Here is a 13219-nt window from a genome sequence, read left to right as displayed (position 1 = left end):
ATGCGCATCTTCGACCCACACATCCACATGACCTCGCGCACCACTGACGACTACGAACGGATGGCCGGCGCCGGCGTCCTCGCGGTGGTCGAGCCGGCGTTCTGGCTGGGGCAGCCGCGCACCAGCGCCGCGTCGTTCGTCGACTACTTCGACTCGCTGATCGGCTGGGAGCCGTTCCGGGCCGGGCAGTTCGGGGTGCGCCACTTCGCCACCATCGCGCTGAACCCGAAGGAGGCCAACGACCCGCGCTGCCGCCCGGTGCTCGACCTGCTGCCCCGCTACCTGGACAAGGACGCGGTCGTGGCGGTCGGCGAGATCGGGTACGACTCGATGACCCCGGAGGAGGACGAGGCGTTCGCCGCGCAACTCGCCCTCGCCGTGGCGTACGACCTGCCGGCGCTGGTGCACACCCCGCACCGGGACAAGGCCCGGGGCTGCGAACGCACCCTCGCCGTGGTCGCCGAGTCCGGCATCGACGCGGGTCGCGTGGTGGTCGACCACCTCAACGAGGTGACCGTCAAGCTCGTCAAGGACAGCGGCTGCTGGCTGGGCTTCTCCATCTACCCGGACACCAAGATGACCCCGTCGCGGATGGTCGAGCTGCTGCGCGAGTACGGCACCGAACGGATGCTGGTCAACTCGGCCGCCGACTGGGGGCGCTCCGATCCGCTGCTGACCCGGGCCACCGGCGAGGCGATGCGTCAGGCCGGCTTCAGCGACGACGACGTCGACAAGGTGCTGTGGCGCAACCCGGTGGAGTTCTACGGGCAGTCGGGTCGGCTCGACCTCGGCGACGTGGAGGCGCCCGTCGCCGTGGACCCGCAGACCGGCAACTCGATCCTGCGCGGTGGTAGCTGATGCGGCTGCGACATTCCGGCGGCGAGACGGTCCACCTCGGCTACTGCACCAACGTGCACCCCGCCGAGGACCTGGCCGGCATCCTCGCCCAACTGGACACCTACGCCGTGCCGGTGCGTCAGGCGCTCGGCAGCGACCTGCTCGGGCTCGGCCTGTGGCTGGCCGCCCCGGTCGCCGCCGAACTGGCCGCCGACCCGGCGCTGCGCCGCCGGCTCCGCGCCGAACTGGACGCGCGCGGTCTGGAGGTGGTCACCCTCAACGGCTTCCCGTACGCGGCCTTCCAGGCCCCCGTCGTGAAGCAGGACGTGTACCACCCGGACTGGACGACCGAGCAGCGACTGACGTACACCCTGGATCTGGCCCGCGTGCTCGCGGACCTGCTGCCCGACGACGCGGCCCGGGGCTCGATCTCCACCCTGCCGCTGGCCTGGCGGCGGCCGTGGAACTCCGACCTGGCGGACGCCGCCCGGCGGCGGCTCGACCAGCTCGCGGCCGGCCTGGCCGACGTGCAGCGGGACACCGGCCGCGAGGTGCGGGTGGCGTTCGAGCCGGAGCCCGGTTGCGTGGTGGAGAGCACCGGGCAGGCCGCCGCGCTGCTGTCCGGCATGGACACCGACCGGATGGGCGTCTGCCTCGACCTCGCGCATCTGGCCTGCGCGTGGGAGGAGCCGGCGGCGGCACTGGACCGGCTGCGGGCGGCCGGCCTGCCCGTGGTGAAGGTGCAGGTTTCCGCCGCCGTCGAGGCGGCCGACCCGGCCGGTGGGGCCGACGCGCTGCGCCGCTGGGTGGAGCCGCGCTTCCTGCACCAGACCCGCAGCGCCGGCTGCGCGGGCGTGGCCGACCCGGCCGACGAGGCGTACGCCGCCGACGATCTCGACGAGGCCCTGGACCGGGAGCTTCCCGGCCCGTGGCGGGTGCACTACCACGTGCCCCTGCACGCCCCGCCCGAGGAGCCGCTCGGCTCGACCCTGCCGGTTCTCCGTGCGGCCCTGAGAGCGCTCTTCGAGGGGCCGGTCGCCGGCTGCGACCACCTCGACGTCGAGACGTACACCTGGGGTGTCCTGCCGGCCGCACGGCGGCCCGGCACCGACGCGGAGCTGGCCGCCGGCATCGCCGCCGAGTTGGCCTTCGCCCGCGACGAACTGGTCGGCCTCGGGCTGACCGCAGACCGAACCGTGAGCATGGAGGTGACGCGATGAGCCGGCGACTGGTGGTCCTCGACGTGGTGGGGTTGACCCCGCGACTGCTGAAGCACATGCCCCGACTGCGCGGCGTCGCCGACGGTGGCTTCCGGGCCGAGCTGGGCACGGTGCTGCCGGCGGTGACCTGCTCGGTGCAGTCCACGTTCCTCACCGGCGAGAAGCCCAGCGGGCACGGCATCGTCGGCAACGGGTGGTACTTCCGGGAGCTGGGCGAGGTGCTGCTGTGGCGGCAGCACAACGCGCTGGTCGGTGGGGACAAGCTCTGGCACGCGGCCCGCCGGGCCGAGCCGGGCTACACCGTCGCCAACGTCTGCTGGTGGTACGCCATGGGCGCCGACGTCAACTGGACCGTCACGCCCCGGCCGGTGTACTACGCCGACGGCCGCAAGGAGCCGGACTGCTACACCGACCCGCCGGAGCTGCACGACGCGTTGACCGGGCGGCTCGGCACCTTCCCGCTGTTCACCTACTGGGGGCCGACGGCCGCGTTGCCGTCGTCGAAGTGGATCTGCCAGGCGGCCGAGCAGATCCTGGCCGACGTGTCACCCGACCTGACCCTGGTCTACGTGCCCCACCTGGACTACGACCTGCAACGGTACGGCCCCTCGTCCCCGCAGGCCGCCACGGCGGCGGCCGAGCTGGACGCCGTCCTCGGGCCGCTGCTGGACGCCGCCCGCGCCCGGGACGCCACCGTGGTGGTGTTGTCGGAGTACGGCATCACCGACGTGTCCCGGCCGGTCGACGTCAACCGGCTGCTGCGCAGCGAGGGGTTGCTGCGGGTGCACACCCAGGCCGGCATGGAGTACCTCGACCCCTGGACGTCGAAGGCGTTCGCCGTCGCCGACCACCAGATCGCGCACGTCTACGTCAAGGACCCGGCCGACGTGCCGGCGGTGGCGAAGCTCTGCGCCGGACTGCCCGGGGTCGCCGAGGTGCTCGACGCCGACGGCAAGGCCGCGCACGGGCTGGACCATCCGCGCGCCGGCGAACTGGTGCTGGTGGCCGAGCCGGACTCCTGGTTCACCTACTACTACTGGCTCGACGACGCCAAGGCGCCCGATTTCGCCCGGCTGGTCGAGATCCACCGCAAGCCCGGGTACGACCCCGCCGAACTGTTCTTCGACCCGGCCAATCCCGGTGCCGCCAAGGCTCGCGCCGGCGTGGCGCTGGCCCGCAAGAAGCTCGGCATGCGCTACCTGATGAGCGCCGTCGGCCTGGACGCCGGTGCCCGGGCGATCCGCGGCTCGCACGGGCGGCTGCCCAGCGACCCGGCGGACGCCCCGGTGCTGCTCTGCTCCGACGCGTCCGCGGCCCGGGACCGGATCGCGGCTACCGAGGTCAAGGGCTTGTTACTAGAGCTTGCCGGTTTAAGTGCCGCCGGTGCGCAGGGTCCGGGAGATCGGACGTGACCGTCACCGTCGCGCCCACCGACACCAGCGGTCTGCGGGCGCGCTTCGACGCGGAGCTGGCCGCCTTTCTCGACCGGCAGGGGCCGGACTGGCCCGACGGCGCGCCCCGGGGGGTGTTCACCGCGCTGCAACGGTTCGTGCTGGCCGGGGGGAAGCGGCTGCGCCCACTGTTCTGCTACTGGGGCTGGCGCGGCGCCGGGGCGGCCGACGCCACCCCGATCGTGGTGGCCGCGGCGGCGTTGGAACTGTTCCACGCGTTCGCGCTGATCCACGACGACATCCTGGACGGCAGCGACCGCCGCCGGGGTGAGCCGTCGGTGCACCGGCTCTTCGCCGACCTGCACGCCCGGTCGTCGTGGCGCGGCGACCCGGAGGCGTACGGGCGCAACACCGCCCTGCTCTGCGGCGACCTCTGCGCGGCCTGGTCCGATCAGATGTTCCACGAGTGTGGGCTCAGGACCGAGCAGGTGCACCGGGGGTACGCGGTGTTCGCGCTGATGCGTACCGAGGTGATCGCGGGGGAGTACCTGGACCTGGTGTCCGGCGTGGGCGACGGCTCGGTCGCCAGCGCGCTCACCGTGATAAGGATGAAGGCGGCCCGGTACACGGTCACCCGGCCGTTGCAGATCGGCGCGGCGCTCGCCGGTGCGGGATCGGAGCTGATCGCCGCTCTCGGCGAGTTCGGCGACCCGTTGGGGGACGCGTTCCAGCTCCGCGACGACGTGTTGGGCGTCTTCGGTGATCCGGCGGTCACCGGCAAGTCGATCCTGGACGACCTGCGCGAGGGCAAGCCCACGGTGATGATGGCGCTGGCCCGCAGCTCCGCGGACCGGTCGCAGACCGCGCGGCTGAAGGAACTGTTCGGCAACCCCACGCTGGACGCCGACGGCGCGGCCGAGCTGCGCGAGATCATCCAGGCTACCGGCGCGCGGGACCGGATCGAGCAGATGATCCGCGTGCGCACCGAGGCCGCGCTGACCGCGTTGCGGAGCGCGGCGGTGAACGAGGAGGCCCGGGCCGCGCTTGTCGCCTTGGCCGCGCAGGCCATCGACCGCCGCGCCTGACCTCCCAACTTTCGATCAAATCGACGAAAGTTCACGCCGGTTCACCGGAAGGTATGGACACATCGACACTTGCGACTTAGTGTCGGGGCCAACACGACAATGTTTCGTCGAGGTGAACCGGCGGCGCGGTAACCCATCGACCCCACCACCCGCTACGGCATCCGGCGCGACGGCGCGCGCCCCGCCCTGGCCTCTTCGTCAGGAAGGGACAGCACAGATGTCCATGAAGGACAGACCCACCCCACGGTCCCGACGATGGTTCTCCGCCGGATTGGCCCTGCTCCTCGTGGCCGCGGCCGGCACGGTCACCCTCACGGCCAGCGCGACACCGGCCCAGGCGCACACGATCAACGCGACCGACTTCCAGCAGGTCGAACTCGCCCGGGGCGTCTCCGACATGGGCGAGCCGATGTCACTGGCCGTCCTGCCGGACCGCTCGGTCCTGCACACCGCCCGCAACGGCACCCTGCGCCGCACCGACGCGAACGGCACCACCTCGGTGATCGGCACCCTGTCGGTCTACAACCACGACGAGGAGGGCCTGCAGGGCGTCGGCGTCGACCCGAACTTCGCCAGCAACCGGCAGATCTTCCTCTACTACGCGCCGCCGCTGTCCACCCCCGCCGGCGACGCCCCCGCGACCGGCACCGACTTCTCGGCCTGGCAGGGAGTGAACCGCCTCTCCCGGTTCACCCTCAACAGCGACTTCACCGTCAACCAGGCCAGCAAGGTCGACGTCCTCGACGTACCGGCCGATCGCGGCCTGTGCTGCCACGTCGGTGGGGACATCGACTTCGACGCCGCCGGCAACCTCTACCTGTCCACCGGCGACGACACCAACCCCTTCGAGTCCGCCGGCTACTCGCCGCTGGACGAGCGGACCAACCGCAACCCGGCGTACGACGCGCAGCGCAGCGCCGGCAACACCAACGACCTGCGGGGCAAGATCCTGCGGATCAAGGTGAACACCAACGGGACGTACTCCATCCCGTCGGGCAACCTGTTCGCGCCCGGCACCGCCAAGACGCGGCCGGAGATCTACGCGATGGGGTTCCGCAACCCGTTCCGGATCAGCGTGGACAAGGGCACCGGAGTCGTCTACGTCGGCGACTACGGGCCGGACGCCGGCTCCACCAGCTCCACCCGTGGCCCGTCCGGCCAGGTGGAGTTCAACCGGGTCGCGGCTCCGGGCAACTACGGCTGGCCGTACTGCACCGGCACCAACACCAGCACCGAGACGTACAACGAGTGGGACTTCGCCACCAACGCCAGCGGCGCGAAGTACAACTGCACCGGCGGACCGACCAACAACTCGTTCCGCAACACCGGCCTGACCACCCTGCCGCCGGCCCAGCCGGCCTGGATCCGGTACGCCGGTGACGCCGGCACCCCGACCGAGTTCGGCGGCGGCTCCGAGTCGCCGATGGGCGGCCCGGTCTACCGGTACAACGCCTCGTCGACCTCCACCACCAAGTTCCCGCAGTCGTTCGACGGGCAGTTCTTCGCCACCGAGTTCGGCCGCGGCTGGATCAAGCCCATCCACGTCAACTCCGACGGTTCCCGGGGCACCATCGACACGTTCCCGTGGGTCGGCAAGCAGGTGATGGACTCGGCCTTCGGCCCGGACGGCTCGTACTACGTGCTCGACTACGGCACCGGCTACTTCAACGGTGACGCCAACTCGGCGCTCTACCGCTTCGACTACGTCGCCGGTGGCAACCGCGCGCCCAGCGCCGCGGCGAGCGCCAACAAGACGTCCGGCGCGGCCCCGCTGGCCGTGACGTTCTCCTCGGCCGGCTCGTCCGACCCCGAGGGCGGGACGCTCACCTACTCGTGGAACTTCGGCGACGGCACCACCTCCACGGCGGCGAACCCGACGAAGACCTACAGCACCAACGGCACGTACACGGCGACGCTGACCGTACGGGACCCGCAGGGCGCCACCGGCAGCGCCAGCGTGCAGATCAACGTCGGCAACACCGCGCCCACGGTGACCATCAACAACCCCGGCAACGGCCAGCTGTTCAGCTTCGGTGACACCGTGCCGTACAGCATCACAGTGACCGACCCGGAGGACGGCACGATCGACTGCACCAAGGTCAAGATGACCTACGTGCTCGGGCACGACCAGCACGGGCACCAGATCACCTCGAAGAACGGCTGCTCCGGCTCGATCACCATCCCGGTCGACGGCGAGCACGACGACGCGGCGAACATCTTCGCCATCTTCGACGCCGAGTACACCGACGCCGGTGGCCTGACCACGCACACCCAGCACACCCTGCCGCCGCGGCACCGCCAGGCCGAGTTCTTCGGCAGCTCCTCCGGCGTCAACGTGTTCAGCAAGACCCCGGCCGAGGGCGGTAAGACCGTCGGCGACATCAACAACGGCGACTGGATCGCGTTCCAGCCCTACCGGCTCGGCAACGTCACCTCGTTCACCGCCCGGGTCTCCTCGGCGGGCAGCGGCGGCACCCTCCAGGTGCGGGCCGGCTCGGCGACCGGCACGGTGCTCGGCTCCGCGACCGTCCCGGTGACCGGCGGCTGGGAGACGTTCACCACCGTCACGGGGACGATCGCCAACCCGCCGACCGGCACCACCACGCTCTACCTGACCTTCGCGGGTACGGGCACCGGCGCGCTCTACGACCTGGACGCGTTCACCTTCGTCACCGGGTCGGCCCCGACCGGCGGGACCGGCCCGATCACGGGCCTGGGCGGCAAGTGCCTGGACGTCCGCAGCGGCGCCACCGCTGACGGCACGCAGATCCAGATCTACACCTGCAACGCCAGCGCGGCCCAGACCTGGGCGGTCACACCGAACTCCACCGTCAAGTCGTTGGGCAAGTGTCTCGACGTCTCCGGTGCCGGCACCGCCGACGGCACCAAGATCCAGCTCTACACCTGCAACGGCACCGGGGCGCAGAACTGGGCCGCGCAGGCCGACGGCACGCTACGCAACGTGGCGTCCGGCAAGTGCCTGAGCGTCTCCGGAAGCAGCTCCGCGGACAGCACCGTGGTGAACCTCTGGACCTGCACCGCCGCCGCGAACCAAAAGTGGACCCTGCCCTGATCTGAGCGGAGGGGCTCCCACCGTCCCGGGAGCCCCTCCCCACCGTCCCGAAGGAGAGCGACATGCGCAGACTCCTGCGATCCGTTGTCGGTGTGGGCACCGCCGTCCTCGCCGTCATCGCCTGCACCACCCCGGCCACCCCGGCCAGCGCCGCCGACGCCCCGTACGACGTGCTGGTCTTCTCCAAGACCGCCGGCTTCCGGCACGACGCGATCCCGGTCGGCATCCAGACCATCCGTGACCTGGGCGCGGCCAACAACTTCACGGTCACCGCCACCGAGGACGCCGCCGCGTTCACCACCAGCAACCTCGCCCAGTACGAGGCGGTCGTCTTCCTCAACACCACCGGCGACGTGCTCAACGCCACCCAGCAGACCGCCTTCGAGTCGTACATCGGCTCGGGCCGTGGGTACGTGGGCGTGCACGCCGCCGCCGACACCGAGTACGACTGGCCGTTCTACGGCAACCTGGTCGGCGCGTGGTTCGCCTCGCACCCGGCCATCCAGCAGGCCAACATGAAGGTGGAGGACCGGGGCCACGCGGCGACCGGGCACCTGCCGCAGACCTGGACCCGTACCGACGAGTGGTACAACTACCGCACCAACGCCCGGTCCACCGCGCACGTGCTCGCCACGCTCGACGAGTCGTCGTACTCCGGCGGCGGGATGGGCGCCGACCACCCGCTGAGCTGGTGCAAGAGCTACAGCGGCGGCCGGTCCTTCTACACCGGGGCCGGACACACCCAGGCCTCGTACGCGGAGCCGAACTTCCGCAACCACCTGCTCGGTGGCATCCGGTACGCGGCCGGTCGGAGCAAGGCCGACTGCCGGCCCGAGACCGGCTACACGCCGCTCTACAACGGTTCCACCACCGGCTGGTCGCAGGCCGGACCGGGCAACTTCACCAACTCCGACGCCACCCTCACCTCGGTCGGCGGCATGGGCCTGTACTGGTACAGCGCGAAGCAGTTCACCAACTACTCGCTCAAGCTGGACTGGAAGCTGGCCGGCGACGACAACTCGGGCATCTTCATCGGCTTCCCGCCGTCGAGCGACCCGCAGTCGGCGATCGACAACGGCTACGAGGTCCAGATCGACGCCACCGACGCGGTCGACCGCACCACCGGCGCGGTCTACACGTACAAGGCCGCCGACATCGCCGCCCGGGACGCGGCGCTGAACGCGCCGGGGGAGTGGAACACCTACGAGCTGCTGGTCGAGGGGGAGCGGTTGCAGGTCTTCCTCAACGGAGTGAAGATCAACGACTTCACCAACACCGATCCGGTACGGTCGCTGGCCGGCCACATCGGCATCCAGAACCACGGTACGGGCGACGACGCCTACTTCCGCAACATCCGGATCAAGGAGCTGGGCGGCAGCAACCCGCCGACCGGCAACACCACGGTCCAGGCCGAGGCGTTCAGCTCGGCCAACGGCGTCAGCGCGTTCACCAAGGCCGGCGCCAACGGCGGGCAGACGCTCGGCTACATCGAACCGGGCGACTGGGCCGCGTACAACGGCGTGGACCTGACCGGCGTCACCTCGTTCACCTCCCGGGTCGTCTCCGGCGGCACGGGCGGCACCATCGGAGTCCGTACCGGCTCGGCCACCGGGCCGCTGCTGGGCACGGTCACGGTGCCGAACACCGGTAGCTGGAGCACGTACGCCAACGTCACCACGACGCTGTCGAACGTCCCCTCCGGCACGCAGAACCTGTACCTCACGTTCAACGGCAGCGGCACCGGCCTCTTCGACGTGGACGACTTCACCCTCGTCAAGGGCACCGGAGGCACGAACGGGGTCGGCCCGGTCAAGGGCCTCGCCGGCAAGTGCCTGGACGTCCGCAACAGCGCCACCGCCGACGGCACCCAGATCCAGATCTACACCTGCAACGGCAGTACGGCGCAGACCTGGACCGTGACGCCGAACTCGACCATCAAGGCGCTCGGCAAGTGCCTCGACGTGTCCGGCGGCGGCACCGCCGACGGCACCAAGATCCAGCTCTGGACCTGCAACGGCACCGGCGCGCAGAACTGGGCGGCCCAGTCCGACGGCAGCCTGCGCAACACGTCCTCGAACAAGTGCCTCGACGTGTCCGGCAACAACTCCGCCGACAGCACCGTCGTCCACCTCTGGACCTGCAACGGCGCGGCCAACCAGAAGTGGACCCTGCCCTGACCCACCGAGCCCGCTGGGGCCGTCGGACATGACCGGCGGCCCCGGCGTACCACCTGATGACGCCGCCGGCGCGGCGGTACCTCACCGCCGCCGCGCCGACGGCGTCCCGCGCGTCGGACCCATGCCGTGGGCCGACTCCCAGCCGGCTGCCGTACCTTGACCGGCATGGGGCGTTACGCGCAATGGCGCCGGATGGTCCAGGCGCAGGGACGCCGGCTGCACGACGCGCTGCGCCCGGCCGACGAGCCCGACCCGCTGACCGGGCCGGCGCCCAGCCTGAACCGCCTCGACGCCCTGGTGGAGGGCTTCGCCGCAGGCCAGCCCGTGCGCTGGAGCCTGGCCGGAGCGCCCCGGCCGCTACCCGAGGCGGTGGACGTGGCGGCGTACCGGGTCATCGAAGAGGCCCTGACCAACGCGTGCCGGCACGCGCCGGGCGCGGCCGTCGCGGTCCGGCTGCGCTACGACGACGAGGGCATCACCATCGAGGTACGCGACGACGGCGCGCCAGCGGTGCAGAGCCCGGCGCGGGCCGGAGGCGGCCTGGTCGCGGTACGCCGCCGGGTCGAGCGCGTCGGCGGCACCCTGAGCGCCGGCCCGAACCCGGGCGGCGGCTTCACCGTCCGGGCGGTCCTGCCGGCCCCCGAAGAATTGGCCGGGTGACGATCCGGGGCTTTCGCGATGGGCCCGGCGGAAATAGGGTGGGGGCGGCGACCGTGACGGTTGCCGGTGACCCGGTGGGAGGCGCAACCCGCCGGGTTCAGGTGCGCTCGGCACCCACCGGCGTTCCGCCCCGATGCCACGTACCGGTCTGACCGGTCACCCTCGCCCCGGTCCGCACAACGGAATCCCCATCAATTTAGGGGAGAAGGACAATGGCGCGACCCATCACGCTCTTCACCGGCCAGTGGGCCGACCTGCCGTTCGAAGAGGTCTGCCGGCTCGCCTCCGAGTGGGGCTACGACGGTCTGGAGATCGCCTGCTGGGGCGACCACTTCGAGGTCGACAAGGCGCTCGCCGACGACTCGTACATCGAGCGCAAGAAGGAGACCCTGGCCAAGCACAACCTCCAGGTCTTCACGATCTCCAACCACCTGGTCGGTCAGGCGGTCTGCGACCACCCGATCGACGAGCGGCACCAGGACATCCTGCCCGGCCGCATCTGGGGTGACGGGGAGCCCGAGGGCGTACGCCAGCGGGCCGCCGAGGAGATCAAGGACACCGCGCGGGCGGCGGCGAAGCTCGGTGTGAACACCGTCGTCGGCTTCACCGGCTCGTCCATCTGGCATACCCTCGCGATGTTCCCGCCGGTGCCGCCGTCGATGATCGAGCGCGGCTACCAGGACTTCGCCGACCGGTGGAACCCGATCCTCGACGTCTTCGACGAGGTCGGCGTGCGGTTCGCGCACGAGGTGCACCCCAGCGAGATCGCGTACGACTACTGGACGACGAAGCGGACGCTCGAGGCGATCGGCAACCGGCCCGCGTTCGGGCTCAACTGGGACCCGTCGCACTTCGTCTGGCAGGAGCTGGACCCGGTGAACTTCATCTTCGACTTCGCCGACCGCATCTACCACGTCGACTGCAAGGACGCGAAGGTGCGTACCGGCGACGGCCGTCGCGGCCGGCTCGCCTCGCACCTGCCCTGGGCCGACCTGCGCCGCGGCTGGGACTTCGTCTCCACCGGCCACGGCGACGTGCCCTGGGAGGACTGCTTCCGGGCGTTGAACGCGATCGGCTACGACGGCCCGATCTCGGTCGAGTGGGAGGACGCCGGCATGGACCGCCTGCTCGGTGCCCCCGAGGCGCTGCAGTTCGTCCGCCGGCTCGCCTTCGACGCGCCGAGCGCCGCCTTCGACGCGGCGTTCAGCAGCAAGGACTGACGAGCCACCGCCCGGCCCGGCGACCACCGGGCCGGGCCGGGTTCGGTTGGCCCGGTTCGGTTGGCTGGTCGGCCGGTTGCCCGGTTGGCCGGTCGCCTCACGCACTGTCCGGACAGACCACGGGCCGGTCGCCGCGAGGCGACCGGCCCGTCGACGTGCGGGTGGGTCAGAGCGTGCTTGCGTTGGTGCCCGAGCCGGACGGCTTGGTGCGGGGGGTGGTGGCCGACGGCGACCCGGAGGTCGTGCCGACCGGGCTGCTGCCCGCCTTGGCGCCCACGGTGGCGGGCGTGCCGGCGAACGCGTCGTCAGCGGCGGTCAGCTCCTGCTTGCCGGTGCTGCCATTGCCCAGCTTCTCGCCCAGCTTGGTCTGGCCGAGCTTGTCCTTGCCCTCGCTGTAGAGCCGGTTGGCCTGGGCCTGCGCGACCCCGGCCGCCTCCTGGACGGTCGGGTGGTCGAGCACCTTGCGGCCCCGGACCACGAGCTCTTCGTACTTCTCCCGGCCGGCACGGGCGCCCAGGACGAATCCCGCAGCCAGCCCGCCAAGAAACATGATCTTTCCGCGCATGGCGGCTCCTTCCGTACCTGACGCGCCGTCGCCCCGTCGGGTCGCCCCGCCGGACGCGACCAATTCGCGCCTGCGTCCTCTGTCCGCAGCTAACTACCCATCCTGCTCTCCGCTCAAGCATGCTTGTGCCCGGATGGCGATTTGTCCTGATTGTGAACGCGCTCCCAGCCCTGACCTGCGAACCTGGATCATGGTGGGCTGCGGGCGGGCTGCGGGCGGGCTGCGGGTGGATTGAGGGTGTGCTGCGGGTGGAACCCACTGGACCACCACCCGGGGATGTCCTGTACTCTTGTCCCCGTCGCAGGGTGCCGGCGAGATCCGGTTACCAAGCGGTGCACGATCCCCTGTAGCTCAATTGGCAGAGCAGCCGGCTGTTAACCGGCAGGTTATTGGTTCGAGTCCAATCGGGGGAGCTTCTCCACCCAACGCCCGTCGGCCCACGCCGACGGGCGTTCCCGTATCCCCAACCCTCCCAGCCCCTCGGCCGTCCCTGCCCTCGTGATCGTCCCCGGCCCCCGGCCCCCGGCCCCCGGCCCCCGGCCCCCGGCCCCCGGCCCCCGGCCCCCGGCCCCCGGCCCCCGGCCCTCCCGGCCCCCGGCTCGCCCCGGCCCCGGCGCCCGAAGGCGCTCCCGCCCGGCCTTTCTCGCCGCTCCGCCCTCGACCCGGCCCGACCCGGCCCGGCCTTGCCTTGCCTTGGTCCGGCCTTGCCTTGGTCCGGCCTTGCCATGGTCCGGCCTTGCCTCGCCTCGCCGTTCACCCCTGCGCGTCGATCTTGCACTTGGTGCGGTGGCATATCGGGATGTAGTGCGCCTTTCGACAACCGAAAGTGCAAGATCGACGCGATCATGCCGGCGAGCGCGGAGGCGGTCGGGTGTGTGGGGCGGGAGGTCGGCGTTCGGGGCAGCAACTTCACTGAGCTTGTCTCATCCTGTTTGGGCTGTTCAGGGGGGATTGACAGGCTGCGTGGAGTAGTCGCGGTGCTGGTCAGGGT

General features: G+C 71.2%; 9 protein-coding genes and 1 tRNA gene. 9 read left to right on the top strand and 1 reads right to left on the bottom strand.

Features of this window, described 5'->3' with window-relative positions:
• From ACLQ25_RS25550 to ACLQ25_RS25515, 8 genes are all read left to right on the top strand, one after another.
• Positions 1-858 carry a TatD family hydrolase gene (locus ACLQ25_RS25550; RefSeq protein WP_396804185.1) on the top strand — a complete coding sequence of 286 codons (858 nt, stop codon included), beginning with the start codon at positions 1-3 and terminating at the stop codon, positions 856-858.
• Positions 858-2057, top strand: a complete 1200-nt coding sequence (gene eboE, locus ACLQ25_RS25545; RefSeq protein ID WP_425733332.1) for a metabolite traffic protein EboE — start codon at positions 858-860, stop codon at positions 2055-2057. Before ACLQ25_RS25550 ends, eboE begins: the two co-directional genes overlap by 1 nt.
• Entirely contained in the window at positions 2054-3469 is a 1416-nt protein-coding gene (locus tag ACLQ25_RS25540) for an alkaline phosphatase family protein (protein WP_425733331.1), read from the top strand. Before eboE ends, ACLQ25_RS25540 begins: the two co-directional genes overlap by 4 nt.
• Positions 3466-4533 (top strand): polyprenyl synthetase family protein, encoded by a 1068-nt coding sequence (locus ACLQ25_RS25535; RefSeq protein ID WP_425733330.1) that lies wholly within the window; start codon positions 3466-3468, stop codon positions 4531-4533. The genes ACLQ25_RS25540 and ACLQ25_RS25535 overlap by 4 nt, the downstream gene beginning before the upstream one ends.
• A gap of 217 nt (positions 4534-4750) precedes the next feature.
• Positions 4751-7606, top strand: coding sequence for a PQQ-dependent sugar dehydrogenase (locus tag ACLQ25_RS25530; protein WP_425733329.1), 2856 nt, complete (start codon positions 4751-4753; stop codon positions 7604-7606).
• Positions 7607-7668: 62 nt separating this feature from the next.
• A complete protein-coding gene (locus tag ACLQ25_RS25525; RefSeq protein ID WP_425733328.1) occupies positions 7669-9783 on the top strand; it encodes a ThuA domain-containing protein in 2115 nt (704 codons plus the stop codon).
• A gap of 165 nt (positions 9784-9948) precedes the next feature.
• Positions 9949-10443, top strand: coding sequence for a sensor histidine kinase (locus tag ACLQ25_RS25520; protein ID WP_425733327.1), 495 nt, complete (start codon positions 9949-9951; stop codon positions 10441-10443).
• Positions 10444-10655: 212 nt separating this feature from the next.
• A complete protein-coding gene (locus ACLQ25_RS25515; protein ID WP_425733326.1) occupies positions 10656-11663 on the top strand; it encodes a sugar phosphate isomerase/epimerase family protein in 1008 nt (335 codons plus the stop codon).
• 166 nt (positions 11664-11829) lie between these two features.
• Here the strand turns inward: ACLQ25_RS25515 and ACLQ25_RS25510 are convergent, their stop codons facing one another.
• Positions 11830-12228 (bottom strand): hypothetical protein, encoded by a 399-nt coding sequence (locus ACLQ25_RS25510; protein WP_355051320.1) that lies wholly within the window; start codon positions 12226-12228, stop codon positions 11830-11832.
• A 340-nt stretch (positions 12229-12568) separates the two neighbouring features.
• On the opposite strand from ACLQ25_RS25510, the gene ACLQ25_RS25505 reads away from it, so the two are divergent.
• Positions 12569-12641 (top strand) — tRNA-Asn (locus ACLQ25_RS25505).
• Positions 12642-13219 lie beyond the last annotated feature (578 nt).

Source organism: Micromonospora sp. DT44, from assembly GCF_049841635.1.
Classification (GTDB): Bacteria; Actinomycetota; Actinomycetes; order Mycobacteriales; family Micromonosporaceae; genus Micromonospora.
The sequence above is the reverse complement of the archived record's forward strand: the minus strand, read 5'-3'. Positions and strand labels throughout refer to the sequence as shown.